Source organism: Pleurocapsa sp. FMAR1 (genome assembly GCF_963665995.1).
Classification (GTDB): Bacteria; Cyanobacteriota; Cyanobacteriia; order Cyanobacteriales; family Xenococcaceae; genus Waterburya.
In genome coordinates this window covers 4210329-4228637 of the sequence record NZ_OY762512.1, presented here as the reverse complement: position 1 = coordinate 4228637, position 18309 = coordinate 4210329, and the positions used below count along the sequence as shown (strand labels likewise).

The 18309-nt window shown below is 38.4% G+C and carries 14 protein-coding genes and 1 tRNA gene; 5 read left to right on the top strand and 10 right to left on the bottom strand.

Translation table 11 applies throughout. The features are described from left to right. Positions 1 to 115: 115 nt before the first annotated feature. Entirely contained in the window at positions 116 to 2794 is a 2679-nt protein-coding gene (locus SLP02_RS20600) for an MGH1-like glycoside hydrolase domain-containing protein (protein ID WP_319422591.1), read from the bottom strand. Between the two features lie 259 nt (positions 2795 to 3053). Here SLP02_RS20600 and SLP02_RS20595 point away from each other — a divergent pair, with 259 nt between their 5' ends. Next, a complete protein-coding gene (locus SLP02_RS20595) occupies positions 3054 to 3593 on the top strand; it encodes a Dps family protein (RefSeq protein WP_319422590.1) in 540 nt (179 codons plus the stop codon). A 61-nt stretch (positions 3594 to 3654) separates the two neighbouring features. Further along, entirely contained in the window at positions 3655 to 4419 is a 765-nt protein-coding gene (locus SLP02_RS20590; RefSeq protein ID WP_319422589.1) for a ChaB family protein, read from the top strand. A 391-nt stretch (positions 4420 to 4810) separates the two neighbouring features. Here the strand turns inward: SLP02_RS20590 and SLP02_RS20585 are convergent, their stop codons facing one another. The 5 genes from SLP02_RS20585 to SLP02_RS20565 form a co-directional block, all read right to left on the bottom strand. Beyond that, entirely contained in the window at positions 4811 to 5200 is a 390-nt protein-coding gene (locus tag SLP02_RS20585) for a hypothetical protein (protein ID WP_319422588.1), read from the bottom strand. A 174-nt stretch (positions 5201 to 5374) separates the two neighbouring features. After that, positions 5375 to 5737 carry a hypothetical protein gene (locus SLP02_RS20580; protein ID WP_319422587.1) on the bottom strand — a complete coding sequence of 121 codons (363 nt, stop codon included), beginning with the start codon at positions 5735 to 5737 and terminating at the stop codon, positions 5375 to 5377. Positions 5738 to 5779: 42 nt separating this feature from the next. Then, positions 5780 to 7477 carry an ABC1 kinase family protein gene (locus SLP02_RS20575; protein WP_319423715.1) on the bottom strand — a complete coding sequence of 566 codons (1698 nt, stop codon included), beginning with the start codon at positions 7475 to 7477 and terminating at the stop codon, positions 5780 to 5782. A gap of 213 nt (positions 7478 to 7690) precedes the next feature. Next, on the bottom strand, positions 7691 to 8437 hold the full coding sequence (locus SLP02_RS20570) for an ABC transporter ATP-binding protein (protein ID WP_319423714.1): 747 nt from the start codon (positions 8435 to 8437) through the stop codon (positions 7691 to 7693). A 105-nt stretch (positions 8438 to 8542) separates the two neighbouring features. After that, positions 8543 to 9154, bottom strand: coding sequence for a hypothetical protein (locus tag SLP02_RS20565; protein ID WP_319422586.1), 612 nt, complete (start codon positions 9152 to 9154; stop codon positions 8543 to 8545). A 276-nt stretch (positions 9155 to 9430) separates the two neighbouring features. On the opposite strand from SLP02_RS20565, the gene SLP02_RS20560 reads away from it, so the two are divergent. After that, a tRNA-Leu gene (locus SLP02_RS20560) sits at positions 9431 to 9510 on the top strand. Positions 9511 to 9864: 354 nt separating this feature from the next. Here the strand turns inward: SLP02_RS20560 and SLP02_RS20555 are convergent. The 3 genes from SLP02_RS20555 to SLP02_RS20545 form a co-directional block, all read right to left on the bottom strand. Then, positions 9865 to 11637: a GTPase gene (locus tag SLP02_RS20555; protein ID WP_319422585.1), complete on the bottom strand. Its 1773-nt coding sequence runs from the start codon at positions 11635 to 11637 to the stop codon at positions 9865 to 9867. A 47-nt stretch (positions 11638 to 11684) separates the two neighbouring features. Then, positions 11685 to 14198, bottom strand: a complete 2514-nt coding sequence (locus SLP02_RS20550; protein WP_319422584.1) for a GTPase — start codon at positions 14196 to 14198, stop codon at positions 11685 to 11687. Between the two features lie 285 nt (positions 14199 to 14483). Then, a complete protein-coding gene (locus SLP02_RS20545; RefSeq protein ID WP_319422583.1) occupies positions 14484 to 15419 on the bottom strand; it encodes a serine hydrolase in 936 nt (311 codons plus the stop codon). Positions 15420 to 15591: 172 nt separating this feature from the next. Here SLP02_RS20545 and SLP02_RS20540 point away from each other — a divergent pair, with 172 nt between their 5' ends. Beyond that, on the top strand, positions 15592 to 15939 hold the full coding sequence (locus SLP02_RS20540) for a TMEM165/GDT1 family protein (protein WP_319422582.1): 348 nt from the start codon (positions 15592 to 15594) through the stop codon (positions 15937 to 15939). 61 nt (positions 15940 to 16000) lie between these two features. Beyond that, on the top strand, positions 16001 to 16279 hold the full coding sequence (locus SLP02_RS20535) for a TMEM165/GDT1 family protein (protein WP_319422581.1): 279 nt from the start codon (positions 16001 to 16003) through the stop codon (positions 16277 to 16279). Positions 16280 to 16285: 6 nt separating this feature from the next. Here the strand turns inward: SLP02_RS20535 and SLP02_RS20530 are convergent, their stop codons facing one another. Beyond that, a complete protein-coding gene (locus SLP02_RS20530; protein WP_319422580.1) occupies positions 16286 to 18118 on the bottom strand; it encodes a tetratricopeptide repeat protein in 1833 nt (610 codons plus the stop codon). Positions 18119 to 18309 lie beyond the last annotated feature (191 nt).

The following is an 18309-nucleotide window of genomic DNA, read 5'->3' as shown; positions in this document are numbered from 1 at the left end:
ATATATACATTGTAAACAAAGTTTAAGAAGACTTGACTCTATCTAGAGTAGTAATATCCGAAATTTAGTCAAAAATTTTTAGAAACAAGGCGATCGCCATTGTCCATAAATACAATTAACTTTTGGATTCATATTCACTTTTTTGCATAATCAACTTAGCAATTAAACCAGTCCAGCCAGTCTGATGAGATGCGCCTAAACCTGCGCCATTATCGCCATGAAAATACTCATGAAATAGAATCAAGTTTTGCCAATGAGGATCGGCGTAAAATTTGGTAAAATCTCCGTATACTGGTTTCGATCCGTTGGCTTTGGGTAAAAAGATATTAATCAATCTTCTTTCTAATTCTGATGCTATTTCCTTGAGACTTAGCATTGTACCCGAACCTGTGGGGCATTCTACTTTAAAATTACCATCGTAATAGTAGTCAAATTTCTGCAAAGATTCTATTAGAAGATAGTTGATGGGAAACCAAATAGGTCCTCGCCAGTTAGAATTACCCCCAAACATTTTGGTCGGCGACTCGGCTGGTTCATAAGTTACATCGTATTCTTCATCATCAGTCTCAAAGACGTAGGGATGTTCTTGATGATATTTAGATACAGAACGAATGCCGTAATCACTGAGAAATTCAGTTTCATCTAGCATTTTCGCCAATAGAAGACGTAACCTATCCTCATTAACTACTGCTAACAAACGACTAGAATCATTGTCGCATCCTTCCATACAGGCGAGGTTGCGACTAAGCTGAGGACGTTCGTTAACAAACCAATCAATACGGTTTTTAAAGCTGGGTAGTTTTTCTAAAGTCTCTTGTTGAATAGTAGTTACAGCCAGTAGAGGAATTAAACCGACGAGCGATCGCACTTTTAGATTGATATTTTCACCATTAGGAAGATGCAAAACATCATAATAAAAACCATCTTCCTCATTCCATAAGTCTGCGCCTTCTGTACCTAGATGGTTCATGGCATCGACAATATAAAGAAAATGTTCAAAAAACTTACTGGCAATATCTTCATAAATGTCGTTATCCCCTGCCAACTCTAAAGCAATAGTTAGTAAGTCCAAACAATACATTGCCATCCAGCTAGTACCATCAGACTGGGATAGTTTGCCTCCTGTGGGTAAGTCGCCGCGATTAAATACACCAATGTTATCTAAACCCAAAAATCCACCTTGGAAGACATTATTGTTTTCGTCGTCATTTTGATTTACCCACCAGGTAAAGTTCATCAACAGCTTTTGGAAAACTCTTTCTAAAAACTTCTTGTCCGAACGCCCGTATATTTTTTGTTCAATGTTATACACTTGCCACACAGCCCAAGCATGGACAGGCGGGTTGACTCCACTAAAATCCCATTCATAGGAGGGCATTTGTCCGTTGGGGTGCATATACCACTCACGAGTAAGTCTTTCTAGCTGTTTTTTAGCAAAATCAGGGTCAATCGCTGCTAAAGGAATCATATGAAAGGCTAAATCCCAAGCTGCAAAATAGGGATACTCCCACTTGTCGGGCATAGATATGACATCATCAGTGTGAAGATGTATCCAGTTACTCTTGTTGCCGTTTTTCCTTTCTGCTGGTGGTTCGGGTTGAGATGGATCGCCTTTTAGCCAAGTATCAACTACATAATAATAATATTGTTTGTTCCAGAGCATCCCTGCAAATGCCTGACGTTCAATATTTTGTAATTCTAGGCTTTTTTGATGAGGAGATACACGCTGATAAAATTCGTCAGCTTCTTGTTGACGCACTTGAAAGGTGTCATTAAAAGTCTGCCCAAAAGGTGTTTTCAGATCTGGCTGATTAGATAGTCTTAGCTGTATACCTGTGGTTTCCCCCGCACCTAATTCTAAGACGTGATGAATAGCGAATTTAGTGCCAATATTATCGGGATTAACTGCGTCTTCTTCTTTGTCTACCACGTAACTATTAAAGGCATCTTTGACGTAGGGGGAATCGTTGGTTGTCTGAGATAACCTTTGATAATTAGTGTTATTTTCGGTAAACAGTAGGGGTGTATTATCATCATGAGCGCAATACAGCCATCGTTTACCCAAATCAGGATGCTGTGTTTCAATAACGCTGTAGTTTTCTGAGCGATCGTATATTTTTAATTTGGGTTTTTCAACCTCATAACCCCAAGACCAAATATTCCGAAACCAGAGTGTAGGCAATAAATGAATGGTTGCACTTTCTGCTGCGCGGTTGGCAACTTGAATATAAATTAAAATATCTTCATCGCTAGCTTTGGCGTATTCAATGGTGACATCAAAATATTTATCGTCCTCAAAAACTCCTGTTTCGATTAATTCAAATTCTCTATCTTCTAGACCTCTCTCCTGGTTTTTCTTGGCTAACTCATCATAAGGAAAAGCTGCTTGAGGATACTTGTAGAGGAACTTCATGTAAGAATGGGTAGGAGTGTTATCAAGTTGAAAATAATACTCTTTAACATCTTCTCCATGATTACCTTGAGAGTTAGTTAAACCATAAAATCTTTCTTTTAAAAAAGGGTCATTTCCATTCCAAAGCGATAAAGAAAAGCATAACCTTTGGTGATTATCAGAAATACCCGCAATACCATCTTCTCCCCAACGATATGCCCGATAGTGAGACTGTTCAAAGTCAAAGTAATCCCAAGCTGAACCGTCGGCACTATAGTCTTCCCGTATAGTACCCCACTGGCGATCGCTTAAATAACATCCCCATCTACGCCAGTATGCTTTACGCTCTCTATCTTCTTGCAACCTAAGTTCTTCTTGAGTAAGCTTTTGATGGTCTGGCATAGTTTCTGGTTAAGATAGTTATCGATATCAGCTTATGTATTAATTAACATTAACATTAACAATTATTAATAAGTTACAGGTCAGCTTAAATGATATTTTTTTAGTATTTATCGTTCTCAGGGTAGATATATGTAATCTTTATTACCTATTTCTCTGGTTAGATATTGAACGCTGAAAATCTTTCTATATATAGATGTGCGATCGCTTGAAATGTTGCTCTAATAAAGATGAAGTTACACAAGCAATTATCTTTATACTCATGCCAAAGTTAAATATCGGTCTAACAGAAGAACAGCGACATGGCGTAATAGAACTCTTGAATCGAGATTTAGCCAATCAATACTTATTGATCATCAAAACCAAAAAGTATCACTGGGATGTTATTGGGCCTCAGTTTCGTACCCTACATACCCTTTGGGAAGAGCATTACGAGGCTTTAACTCTCAATATAGATGCAACAGCCGAAAGAGTACGCGCTTTGGGTGGTTATCCCATAGGCACAGCAGCAGGATTTATTCAGTACGGTACTATTTCAGAACACGCTAGCGATTTACCCAACGCTAATGAGATGGTAAGCCGTTTAGTACAGGATCACGAGCTAGTTATTCGCGATTTGCGAGAAGATATCGACAAGTGTGGCGATCAATTCCATGACGAAGGTACGGCTGATTTTCTAACTGGCTTAATGGAACAGCACGAAGAAATGGCTTGGATGTTACGTTCCTTCTTAGAAGGTGAAGAGCTAGAATCTAGTGGCGATCGCCCTGGTGCAGAAACTAAACCAACTGTTAATGCCTAGATAGATTTTGTCTAGTCAAAAACCATAAACAAAAGCATTTTTGAGGAGGAATTGAGAGAAGATGGCAGATTATACAGCCGAACGTACTATCACCGCAGTCTTAAAAGAAGAAGAACAAATAGATAATATTGTCCGTCGTTTGATCGATCGTGGCGTACCTCAAGACCACATTTCGGTAATGGGACAAAACTTTCAATCTCAGACTCGCATTACTGGATTTATCAGTAAAAAAGACGTTGTGCTGGGTGGCTTGCGTACTGGTGCTGTCTTTGGCTCTTTATTTGGTTCTCTTTTAAGCTTATTTACTGGTATCGGCGTACTATTTATTCCCTTTATTGGTTCGGTTGTAGCGGCTGGACCAATAACCTCTGTACTTTTAGGTGCTGCCACTGGAGCGATCGCTGGAGGTGCGGGAGCGAGTTTGGCTTCGGCTCTAGCTACTTTGGGAATGCCCAAGGAGAAGGCTGCGGTTTACGAGACTCGCGTCAAGGCGGGTGAGTATTTATTGATGGCGGAAGTTCCAGCTAATAAATCTGGAGAGTACCAGCTATTAATCGAGGGCGCAGGAGGAGAAGAAATTCACATTAATGATTCTACCTTGCCCCGTCCTTGTCCTGGTCGCTGTGAAGGAGCAGAAGATTTATCCCCGGAAATTCGCTCTCATCTTTCAGATGCAGCGCAGCAAGAGTTTATCGCCAGTTATAATGCTGCATTTGATGAAACAAACAATGAGACTCAAGCAGAGCATAAAGCTTGGGCAACCATCAAAGACAAATATGATGAAGACGAGAATGGCATCTGGTCAAAATCTAAAGTAGCATCATAAAAATACAGCGATCGCCATAACCAGGATTTGTTATGGCGATCGCTGTATTGATGCGCTTTCCCAAGTCCGCGTGGCTTCCCGTCTAGGGATGCCCTCGTGTCGGACCCTTGCGCCTGTCGGCGACGCGGGTTCGCATCGCTGTTCTAAATACTTATTAATATTCAATCCTTCAACGAAAGGGTTGATATTTTTTTGCTATTAACTAATATCATTTTTTAAGTGTTGAGATGGCAATAATTCTTTCTCAGAAAGTTATTGATGGCGCGACTCAGTATCAAAAGCTTGTCTCGGTATTGAACATCAAATAACAAAACGAGGAGAGTAAAGCTATACGTATATTGTTTCAGGCTTTACTTTCCTCGTCTTTTTTGCTCATGTTTGAAGCAGGTAGTTAGTCTAGATATCCCATAAGACTATCAGTATCATCTGATTCATTAGATGCTATAGGACGATTTCCCATAATATAAGACTCGCTGATTTGAAGAGTGCTAGCAGCAATAGGACGATTTCCTGATATGGCTATAGTACTACTAAATTCAACGGGACCCTTGGAAACTGGGCGATCCGAGCCGACAGAGGAATAGGTGTGAACTATTTCTATGTGACTTGGTTCAATGGGTCTATTTTGAGGTAGCATTGCCCTGGGCTGCACCGATAAGGCTAAAGCTTTGTCGTCTGTCTTTGTAGTTTTGGCTTTAGTTTCGGTTCGACTCTTAGTAGCTGTGGTTTTGGCGTTAGTTTCATCTGCCTGAGTACTGCTGGTTTTATTTTCTTCAGCCATTAGGATTATCTCCTGAACTTAATTTGATAAAGTTATTGGTTGAGTTACTAATTATTGATTACTTTTATTTTTTTTAATAACTTCTCTTATTCTTGCATTCTCTGGATTTGGCGACAAGAGTTAGTTAATCAGAATAAGTTTTGGTTATCTTTACTACTGTTTATAGTTGTGATGTCAATCTAAGCTCAAAGACTCAGGACCACCTGCTTTTATCTGTAACAAAACTTCACCTAATTGTCGCCAAATCAACGCTCCAGTAACAATAGTGAGTAATAAAGCAACACCATAGGCGGGAATAACTCCAAAACTAAAGATTAAAAAGCCTCCTCCCAGAAACAGCCAGGATCCAAAACAAGTTCCCAAATAACTAGCAACTAGGATGGGATTATCCAATTTGAAAGAATTTTCTGCCTCAGAATTTCTATATGATTCCTGTAATTTTTGTTCGATTAATTTTTCAAACACTAAACCAAAAGTAAAAGCAACAAATAAGCCAATCAGGGCTGCAAGATAAGGTGGCTGTGGGAAATAATACATAAAATTATTAACTTTAAAACTCAAACTAAATGTTTTATTACTTTATCTTGAAGTGGTAGCAGAAGGAATAATCGCAGCGACGCTATCAGCAGAGATCTGACGAAAAGTATTAAAAGCTAGGTCAAGTATCTTTTGCGGTTTAATATCGTCTTGAATTAAACTCCAGAGTCTTTTCACCTCATCAGTATGCAGGCGATCGCCTTCAGTTAAAGCAATAAGTAGCTGCTGGCGCAAATATTGACCTTCTTCTGAAAGAATATACTGTAAACCTAGGCGGGCTGTAGGCAATAGATCGAAGTTGTCATCGGCACTGGCGATCGCAATCATATTTTCTAATCTTGTCCACTGGAATTTGCCGTCTTGAATTAAAACATCTAGTAAACGTCGTCTTAACTGAGGCGATTCACCCGTTAATAGCCTCTGAGATACATAGGGATAAGACACCTCGACAATTCTGAAGTCGGGGTTAAGGCTAAGTGCTAATCCTTCTTGAGTAATCAAAGAGCGAATAATCAGGGCAAACTTAGCAGGTAAGCGGAAAGGGTACTCGTACATTAGTTCAGAAAACTCGTCGGTAATGGTCTTAAAGTTAAAATCACCGACGCTTTCACCGATGGCATTACCCAAAACTTTTTCTAATGCTGGGACAATAGGCTGAATATCCGTCTCAGGAGTCAAAAAGCCCAAGCTGACAAAATCTCTTGCCAAACTCTGATAGTCACGGTTAATTAGCTGCACTACAGCACTGGCTATAGTTTCTTTCATCGACTCACTAAGCTGATCCATCATGCCAAAGTCGATATAAGCCATGCGACCATCAAGGGTAGCAAATAAATTACCAGGATGAGGATCGGCATGGAAAAAGCCATATTCCAATAGCTGACGCAAGCCTGAAGTTACACCAATTTTAATCAGATTGTCTGCATCCAAACCTGCTGCTGCTAATTTATCTAAGTCAGTTAGCTTGATGCCATCAATCCACTCCAAGGTTAAGACTTTTTCGCTACTAAACTGGTTATAAATCACTGGCACCTTAACATCAGGATCGCCAGCAAAATTAAGAGCAAACTGTTCGGCGTTTCTTGCCTCGTGATAATAATCTATTTCTTCAAATAGTTTCATCCCAAATTCATCAACAATTAGAGCCAAGTCATGACCCAAGTTTAGCGGTAGCCAAGGCTCTACCCAAACCGCTATACGTCTCATTAAATAAAGATCGAGATTGAGTGTAGGACGTAAATTAGGACGTTGAACTTTTACAGCCACATCTTCGCCAGTATGCAGCACCGCCTTATATACTTGACCCAAGCTGGCAGCAGCCACAGGGTTAGCGGAAAATTCTCGATAGGCTTCTTCGATAGAGCGTTCTAGCTCCAATTCGATGATTTTAAAAGCAATTCGGTTATCAAAAGCTGGAAGCTGATCCTGAAGCTTAATTAACTCATCTAAAAAATCCTTGCGAATCAGATCGGGTCTGGTAGAAAGAGCCTGTCCTACCTTGATGTATGTAGGGCCTAGTTTGGTTAAGACTCGGCGCAGTTCAATAGCTCGCTTTTGCCGATTTACAGCCACTCTATTTGTCCACTTATCGAATAAGAGATGCAGGGCAAAATTGCCAAATAGCCAAATAACGGCGATCGCCCGCCAGATTACCCGCAAAGGTCGCCAACGATACTGAGACCCGATCGCTTTGGCATCATAGCGCGAAGAATAAGTAGGTTCTAGCTGAGAATAATCCATTGTTGCTTGCTGAACGCCTGGACGTACAGATAAATGCTTTTCGCTCTTGAAATCCACCTTTGTCTACCGACTTAATTAATTCTCACTTTTTGCCTTCAAAGCAATATGTGATGTGATTACTATTAATCATAATAGTATACAAAACTACATTTTACTTAGCACTTTATGATGTTTTAGTTTATAATCCGCTGTGGCAGTAAACATATATATAGACTAAGTAGCCACTGCTACGGCAATCATTTCTTCGGGGGTGAGGTGAGAGTGAACTATTTGACCATCTTTAAACCAAATAATTCTTTCAGTTAGTTTAGCTACCTCGGACTCGTGAGTAACCATAACTACGGTAATGCCACTATGATGTAGTTCGCAAAAAATTGCTAATACTTCTTTGGTTGTATGGGAGTCTAACGCTCCAGTAGGTTCATCTGCCAATAATAATAATGGTTCGTTAACAATAGCCCTGGCGATCGCAACTCGCTGCTGTTGCCCTCCAGAAAGCTGATTTGGTCGATTGTGAACTCTATTGCCTAAACCAACTTTGTCTAAGGCTAGGGCTGCTCTTTCCTGCCTTTCCTTGCTAGGTATTCCTGCATAAACCATGGGTAACATAACATTTTCTAAGGCACTAACTTGAGGCAATAAATGAAACTGCTGAAACACAAAGCCGATTTTGCGGTTGCGAATTTCTGCTAAATCTTCATCAACTAATCCTGCTACTGCTATATTGTCTAAATAATATTTTCCTGCGGTTGGTCGATCCAAACAGCCAATTATATTCATGACTGTAGATTTGCCTGAACCAGACGCACCCATTATCGAGCAGTATTCTCCCTGATGGATAGTAAGATCGACTTTATCTAAGGCATGAACTGTTGTATTGCCACTACCGTAAACTTTTTCTACTGCTTCTAGGCGAATGATGGTCGGCTGAGATTGGGAAAACTGATTAGATAGATTCATACGCAAAGGCGATCGCCTTGACTCAAATAACATATGTTTCTATTTTGACAATTCTGAATAGATTCTGTAATTAAAGCTGCTCAAAAGAAGCTAACAAAGCTCAAACTATTTTTTATTCAAAAGCTTAAACAGGCTTTGCAGGTTAAAATCATCCCAACCCAAAGCAGCAGAAGTTTCAATAGTTAGTTCTCCTTGTTTGATACTAGTTTTCAATGCCGATTTATTTTTTAAGCTAGAAAAAAGAGCTTCTAAAAGCTGTGATTGATTTCTAGGCATACTGTAGTATATTTTGTTATTTTCGATTCTAATATTTTCTGGTAGCACAGCATTGGGAACTTTGCCTCCTAGAAAATTTTGCCAACCAGCTATGAGGTAACGGTAAATAATATTTTTTGTCTGAAATTGAGGTGTTGTTAATAAACGAAGTTCACCTTCAATATTATCTTTATTCAGAGTTATCTTTTCAGAAGTAAAATGAATTTTAACTTTAACTTTATTATGTTCTACCGTAGCAATAAGTCCTTCTGATGAGTCTAATTCTAGATTTTTCAATTGTTCAACTCTATTCAAGGCTTGCTGACAAAAGAGTAAAACAGTTTTTTTCTTAAGAATTAATTGCTTGTTACCCGAATCTAATGAGATATATTCTTTAATTATTTCTCTAAGAGATTGTTTTGATTCTTGAACCGTTGCTTTGAGTTTATTGAGTATACCCATGTTTAGTCTCCTTTAGGACTTGAGTTGATTTAGTAATTTTAATAAACAATGTTAATTACATATTTAATATAAAAACAAACAAAGTTTTAGTAAGTGATTAAAATCACGATGGTTCGGGCATTTTTACTAACGAACCTATAAAGCTTGCAGGAGAAAAGTTACCAAAATTTAGCTTTTTTTATTGTTAAAGACATTTAACAAGGACTTTTCTCTTTTTATCTTGTTGCTTGCAATAGTCCTCCTATATACGCTATACTTACCTCTGAGCAAACTCACGGGCGAGTGGCGGAATTGGTAGACGCACCACACTCAAAATGTGGCGAGAAATCGTGAGAGTTCGAGTCTCTCTTTGCCCATCAAAAGTATACGGAGTCTTGGTTTCAAGATTCTTCAATAAATTGATTTGAGTTCAACTTGGCTGGACTAGGTTTAAATTTCACCTAATTATTACCCAAAAATGAGGACTAACATTAGTATTTGTTTACAAAATGCTGTAGTCTGACAACGGACAGAACATTGGCTAAAGGCGTTAAAATGCAGCTATCACCTTTCCCAAAATGACGAATCTGGCAGATTAATGATAATATGCCCATATTTTGGGATTTACAAAACTGGAGATCGCACCATGAAATGGCTTATACGATTACAAGTTCGGTAAGAAAGATAGTTGGCTGTACCAACTATCTTTGATTATTAGTCTACTTTTTGAGTTATTTGTTGTCCTCACCGCTAAAAGAGCTAATTTTTGCCAATATTTCGTTAAAAGCTTTACGAACTTCTAATAGTTCTTTCATCCATGTATTTGATGACGCGATCGCATCTTCGTTTTGTTTTCTAGCATCGGCAATTTGTTGTTCTATTTCGCCATAAACCTGTTTGTCAAATTCATAAAATTGAATTTCTACCTGATGTTCTAAATCTTTAGCTAGTTTTTGAAACTGGCTGGTAATTTGCCGACGGGCATCAGCCATATCTTGTTCTTGTTTTCTTTCTTTAGCCACATCAGCCACATCTAAAGCCAAAGCACCAAACGCAAAAATCGGTCCAAAACATTTAGCAAAGTTGCCAATATTTTTAGCTATTCCCACAGCTTGCCAGGGTTTAAATTTAAATCCTACAAATTTACCCACACCTAATACTGTTTGATGCAAGCCACTACCAGCGACATCCATACCTCGTAAAAAGCCAGTTTTGCCAGCAGTGTTTAAAAAGCTTCTACTAGCATTTTCTAAAATATTAGTACCTATATTGTTAGCAATATCATTTAATCCAGTAAATTGGTTTTTTAATGCGTCAATATTAATTCCTTCATAAATATGATTTACAGAAGCATCTAAAGATTTCTCTATATAAGCAATATAAGCTTGAGCTAAATTTCCTTGCAATACTTTTTCTACTTCTTCTCTAATATCATTAACTGCTTCATCAAAGACAAGTTGTATTTCTCGCCCAGCTTTCTCATACTGTTTTTCTATTTCTAGATTGACAGTTTTTTGCTTGTATTCCCATTCGCTTTCACTGCTAATTTTGCCAACATAGCTAGCTAATTCTACTCCTTCTTGAGCGATCGCAGCAGATAATCTCAAAGCAATACTTTGAATTTTAATCTTGACACGGTTGCGTTCATTTTTTACCTGACGTGACAACTGATTGAGAATTTCAAAAAAGGTTGAATCTCCTCCAGAATTACGTGCAAGTTCGGCTTGTACATCATTAACTGCGCTTAAGGCAATACGAACGGGAGTATCTAATTTTGCCAGTGAACCGCGACGTTCGACAAATTGATTTAGTTCTTGAATAAAAGTCTCAAAGCGACTAATTTCACATAGAAATTCATCATTTTCATCCGCACCGTCGCAATAATCTTTGGCATCGATAAAACATACAGGAAAATCATCAAGGGAATATGGTTTTAGTGCTTCAGCTAAACTATGGCGATAGTTAATTATTTTTTCTGCTTCTTCCCCTGCTTCATCAGACATTTTGTTAACTACCAGCATCATTTTCCAGGCATAGCCTTTTTCGTAGGCTAGCTTTTTAAAATTCTCTACTGTCACCGAATCAAATAGCATATAAGTCAGGGAGAAAACCAGTAAGTCAGCTTTATCGATCGCTTCATAGGTAATAGCATCGTGATCTTCGCGATCTGTAAACAAGCCAGGAGTATCAACGATCTTAATATCATTCCAGTTATAGCTAGCGGTTTTGTCTGTGGCAATGTCTGCATCAATCTTAATATCTCTTTTTCCCGTAAGTGCAGAAATAATCGTTGATTTACCCGCGCTATATTGCCCAATAAATGCCACACTAATCAAACCTTCTTGTTTATAATTCTGTAAATCTCGATCTAATTTGGTTTTAATTTGATTGAAATTTTCATTTGATTTTTCTGATAGAAAACAATTTAGGTTTTTGCAAGCACAATTAAATTTTTCGGTAATAGCAGCAGCATTAAATTGTTGATTATTTTGATTCATCATCATGTACCTAATAATATTTATTAATGTATTTTGGCTAGAAAATTAATATTTTAGTAAGGCTTGATTGAGATATCTTCTTGAATTACTTGTTTCATTTCTGACAAAGATTTTTTAAGCTCAATTTCAGCTTTAGTCTGAATAGTTATATTTTGCCCAAAATGGCGATTAACTTTAGCAATAACTTTCTTTACATTTTCAACAGTTAATGGTTCGTATTGATCCATTGACCAATCAATTATGCGCTTGGCATATCCACAGTTAAGATAGTTAACCGTTGCATCCAAACTATTTTGAGCTTTTTGTAATCGATTTGAGATATCATCCAAACCTTCAGTCAATTCATCAAAATAACTGTTGATACTTGTGGATACATTAGAAGAGTATTTTTCAAAGTTTTTAGTAGCTTGCTTGATAACAGATTGTTTTTGTTGGTCAATCTGTTTGCGAAGAGATTGAGAAATATTTTCTACAGCTTTACGACGTTTTTCTGCTTTCGATGTAAACCAATTAGAAATTAGATTTAATCCAGTACCAAAAATACCTATTGCAATACCGATACCAGCAAGAGGAGGAAAAAGAGCCAAACCTACTCCTATCGCAGCTATAATGCCACCGCCAATTTTAAACAGCTTTTTATCGTCAAATGAATCGTGACCATTTAAGTCAAACCTGTCAACATTAAGCTTGGAAATTAGCTGTAATTCTTTACCAATTTCTTCTAACGATTCTTTAATTTCCTGATTAAATTTCTCGACGGCTTCTTCATTAGATAATTGAAGACGCTTTTCAAGATTCATATCTACAATGTTTTGTTTCCAGGCTCGATTTAATTCTTGCTCTTCAGCCTTCCAATGATTTTCTGCAAATTTAGGAATGGCATTCACAACATCTTGAAAAGCAGCCTTAATTTGTTGCTCTAAATATTCAAAACTATCTCTTTGAGATTTTCTAATATCCCCACGTATATTTCCTTGCTTAGATTTCAAAGTACTACCAAATTTTTGATAAGCCTGTTTTTGTTCGCTTATCCATTTATCGGGTTGCTGGATTGCGCCGACAGTAGAGCCTAAAAAAGTTTGCGATCGCCTGATTGTTCCATGCTTAATTAAAGATTCGCGAATTGAATCAAGAAAGTCTTGTATTCGACTAGCTTTGTAGAGTTTGTCTTTGTTTTGTTGATGTTCTGGTTCACTCGATAGCTGTGCAGCCAAAAGCATTACAGGAACGATATCAAAGTAGTCATTTGCATAATGCTCGCTAGCATAACGACGAATACGATTTATATGTCCGTCAATACCACTTTTACCATCTTTGGCAAATAGCTTGTGGGGATTTTGAAGAAAGTGTTGCAAGCGTTTGGAGTCGCGAAGATTATATTTAAGATTGAGCAGAATAATTAATGGTTTTGTTTTCCCTTTTAACTGTTCTAAAAACTTAAACTCTGTCTCTTGAATACTGTCATTGGTAACGACATAACAAATAACATCCGCTTCATCAACGATACTTTTGGCGATTTCTTCATCGCCTCTCCCACCAGCATCCGCAGCGCCAATACCAGGAGTATCAATAATCCGAATATTTTTCCATTCGTAAATACGATTAAAGCGAGTAGTGCGCTGTTTTCCTACTCCAATCGATTCCCAACCTTCTTGGGTAATAATGGAATGCAAAGTACTTTTACCTGCCTTAGTTCTTCCCATAAAAGCAATGGTAAAATAGCTCAATGCTCTTTGTTTTGCTTGATGAGACTCTTTAACTTGGTTTAATTCTCCAAGAATTTGTGTATCAAGATGTTTTCTACTCTCGTCTAGCTGTTTGGCAACTTCTTTAGCTGTGGTAGCTTTAGTATTTTTATCCTCAATTCTTAACATTACTTCCCCCAGGCTGAAAATTAATGTTTTAAGAGTTGCTTCTGTTTTATTAAAAGCTAATTCTGCATATTGATAATCTTCTTGAGCAATCTTAGAACACTGTTGAATTGCTTCGTCATATTCATGTCCAGATAATAAAATCTTTCGTTCTAAGCATTCAACTTTTTTGCCAATTGCTTCGGGCGCAACTTTACTAGCCATGTCGATTACGGCACGAGACAAAGCGGATTTTTTTTCATTTTTAAATAATTTGGCAGCAAAAGATAATTTGGCTTGATCGCGATCATTACTACTCCGAACTTGATTGCTTGAGCTTTCTGCTTCTGTAGTAATGCGATCTATTTCTGTATTCGACCAGTTCCATATATCAGCAAGGCGATTTAGCATTTCTCTTTCTGATGGTGCAAAATAACCATCCGCGTAGGCAATTGCTAAGATTTGTCGCATTACCTCCGATTGCTGTCCCACAGAAACTTGCTTTGCAATATAATCAATCGTGAGATGATGGCTATCCTGTGTCAAAATCTTATCCATCTCATCTTTAGTTTGTTGTGAGATGTTGGCGCGATCGCTCAATTCATTTAAATATTTAATCTCTTCAGAATGAATTTGCTGATCTGCACAGACAAGATGAACCAGTAATAAAAATCCTAAATCTAATTGCTTTGAACCAACTGTAGAGGAGTAAGACATCAATAATTAAATCCTAAGTTGAGATTTATCCTTTAATATAGATTTCCCAAAACTATAGAAAAATTAACTTGATATTTTTACGGCTTAGAAATTCCTACTACTGGTTAATAGATGCTTAACTTGACTTTAGTTTAGAAAAAATAGCCGATATAAAATGCGGAGTATATGCAGATGTCAAAAGCTGCTGAATATGGACAATAAAATAGACCTCAGCTACATAGTCTTTTTGTCGTAAGTCGGAAAATTCTTTTTGCGCTTCATCAACGCTTAGGCGAGTATTTCATCTTAACTGCTAACTGCTTTGACAATAGATTGAGAAATAAACGGTAAAATATTTTTATTCTGGGCATTGTCTTTGCCTTCGGTAAAAACAGTTAATAAATAAGGAGATAAGTTGGGAATCTCAATATATGCCGTATCGTGGCGTACTCGACTCATCCAACCACCCTTAGACCATATTTGAGCATTGCTGGGTAAACCTTCCCCCAGAAATCCTGTAATTTGATTTTCGCCATCATTGTCAACAAATTCTGCGGGATTGAGACTACGCTTTAGTAGCTGCATCATTTTTTGCGATCGCTCTCTAGATACTGCAACTCCACCAATAATGCTGTGTAGTAATCTAGTTACTGCATCTGTAGTCAGCATATTACGGTTTTCCATCAATTCTCCCAAGAATGCTCTTTCTCTACCGTAAGCACCATCACACCAAGTCTTTTGATTGACGTTAATACTCTCTAATTCTGACCAACCTAAAGATTTAAAATAGCGATTAACTATGTTGCGTTGCTGTTGCCAAGTTACAAACGGTTGCGATGATAATTCTGGACCACTAGTCGTACCTGTTAAGACATCGACAATTAAATTAGTCGCATCATTACTCGAAAGGATAATCATATCTCGTATAGCTCGATCTAATTCTAAAGACTCCGCTACCATTCCCCCTTGAAACCATTCTTGTATAGCTACCAGATAAAAGAGCTTAACTATACTCGCAGGATAAATTCTTTCTACTCCGCGATAGCTATAGCCTTTTACTTCATATTGCCAAAATTCCGCAGCAGATAATGCGCCTCCTGTATTAACAATGACAGGATCTTCATATACAATCCAGGTCAGAGCAATTTTATCTCTAGTTAAGTCAGGAAATTTGGCTCTAGCGTTTTGCAGAATATTTTGAGCAACTTTAGCTAGCTGTTCATCTTGGCGGAAAAAAGGCATAAAACAATTAACAATAAGACTAAATTATTCTAACGTTCAGCTTATCGCGCTCAGAAAATCTTGACAGGTTTAAGTAATGGTTGGAGTTTCAGACAAACTTTGCGACAATAGCAAAGACTCAATTATTTAATAAGACGTTGAGGATGTATCTCGACTTGGATCGAAGAAATTAATGGATAGCGATCGCCAATCTTTAGAAACAATTACCAAAGTACCAACATCACAGCAGCAAAAACAAAATAACTTTTGGGTAGTTTTTAGCTCTACTTTTATCACTATTTTTCTAGCAGAAATGGGTGATAAAACGCAACTAGTTACCCTCTTGATGAGTGCTGAATCTCAAGCACCCTGGGTTGTTTTTACTGGTGCGGCTTTAGCTTTGATTGCGACTAGTTTGATTGGGGTTTCGGTTGGTTATTGGCTATCGAAAAAACTAACTCCCGAAACCCTTGATTTTTCTGTAGCTATCTTATTGCTGATCATTACCGCCTGGTTAATTGGCGATGTACTTAATCTGTAGTTTAAATGCTCAATGCTTAATGCTCAATGTTAAATGCTTAATGTTAAATGCTCAATGAAATATGGATTGGCAACTAATTGGAATCAGCTTTGTTACAGTATTTCTGGCGGAAATTGGTGATAAAAGCCAGCTTGCTGCGATCGCTCTTGGTGGAAGTTCAAATAACCCCCGCGCCGTATTTGTTGGTTCAACTATCGCCCTGATCTTAGCCAGTTTTTTGGGCGTTTTGGCTGGTGGTGCGGTAGCGCAATTTTTACCCGAAAAGCTTTTGAAATCTCTGGCTGCAATCGGCTTTGCAACTATGGCGTTGAGAATACTTTGGATAAATGAAGATAGCTAACTGAGCTTAATTTTGCTTATATTCTGTCAACAATTTGGGCAGATAATCATAGCCGTCTACGCCAATCAAGCCAATAATTTGCGCTCGCTGTTGCCCCAGAATAGCCGTAAAGTCTGACTCGCCCAATTGTCCTTGAATGATTGAGATCAAACCTGCCACCTGTCGCCACTCTACCGAGTTGATTTGATTTAGTAAATACATTCCCAGACTGCCAAAGGCGATCGCGGTAGGGATATTTTCAATGCTGTAGTGTGCCTCTGCCAGATAAGAAAAGCTTAATCCTTGAAGATAGACATCCCTAGAATACTGAGCTAATTCTGCTCCTTTGGTCAAAGATGCGATCGCTGCTGTTGGCTGTTCTAAAATTACGTAGGCAATACCTAAACTACTACAGCCAAAGGATTGACTCTGTAAATCACCCTGTTTTTTGGCTAATTCCACTCCTTGCTCTAAATAACGAATGGCTTCGCTATAGCCTTCAGGTGCCATATTATCCAACTGTCGGGCTGCAAACACCTGGGCATAGCCTAGGTTAACCGAAGCGTTGGCTTCTCCCAGCTTATCGCCTACCTGTCTGGCTGCAATTAAAGCTCTTTGGCTATAGTTAATCGCCTCACTATATTTTTTTAAGTTAACGCTGGTACGGCTAAGATGATTGAGATTAGCTATTTCACAGGCATAATCATCCGCTTCAATGGCAATCTCTAAGGCTTCTTGATGAAAATCGACGGCCTTATCGTATGCGCCAATTGTGCGTTGAGAATAGCCCAGTAAGGTTAAAATACGCGCTTTTTCTTCTGTTCCCTCCACCTGCTTAAGGGGTTCGTCAAAATAATCTAAAGTATCTTGTAAATAGTCCCCAGAAAAGGAAGCAAACACCCCGCTATAAAGAGGGAAGTCTGGGCGTTGGGCAAAAGTACGCAAAATTTGCAGCATTGCCAAAAAGCAGCCATCGGCTAAGGCAGGCTTGCTATCGATAAATACCTGCCACAGTTCACACCAAATAGAGGCAAAAGTCAGAAAAGTGCTGTTGGATAACTCCTTACCAAACTTAGAATTATAAGGCTGCTGATCGAACCAGGTTACTAAACCTCGCTGGAGATACTGCAATAAAATTGCCAATTCTACCCAGGCTTGCAGTTCTAAATTATTGGCAACCCTGGCAAAAGCGATCGCCGACTGTTGTTGTGCTAGGGTTTGAAATAGCTGCTTGGGTAAAGGACTAGGGACTTTTTGCGCCCAAATACGCCAAGGATTTGGTTTTTCGCTGCCAAATCCCGCAAAGCTACTTGCCGAACCATACATCCAGCTAACTAAATCTCCTTCCAAAGCGGTAAAAGATTTTAAACCGCTCGTAATACCTGTAGCTAGCTGCTGCCATGACTGAGCTATTTCGGCATTCTCCTGCCCATCAGCAGCAGCTTTTAAACTGGCGGCTAATTTATGTAGCTGATCGATGCTTAAAGCTCGATCTAGATTGGGATCGATCGCATCCACCGTGGCTAAAAAGTAATCGTCAGGATCGGCAGCTAAAATATCTTGTGCCGTCTCGTTGATTTCGGCACTAACTTGATTCTCTGATTGCCAACGCAACCACTGCTTTTCAATGGTTTGTAATGCTCTTAGTACCCGTGCTGCTTTAAGTTTAGTGTCTAATTGCGCCTTAGTCGCCTCAATGCGTTGATTAAGACAGCGTTCTAATATTTCTCCTGTACCAGCGTCTACTTTTTCCAGCAAGATTTTATAAACTCGCTCAAAGGAGCTAATTTTTCCCTGGAGAGTAAGTTCAACGATTTGGTCGATGAGGGCAAAATAGCGATCGCTTAGTGATTCAGACACAATATTTATCAGCTATGGGTAAGTAAAAGGCTATAAATTAACAAATAATTGTCAGTTTAAAATTTCTAAACTATTTATGACTAATACTGAAGAAGTGACTATTATACCCCGTACTCCCAGTTTGATATTGAGTTGAGCAATATAATAATTGATTGTTATTGCCAAGCTAGACAATAAATCAAGCTACATCA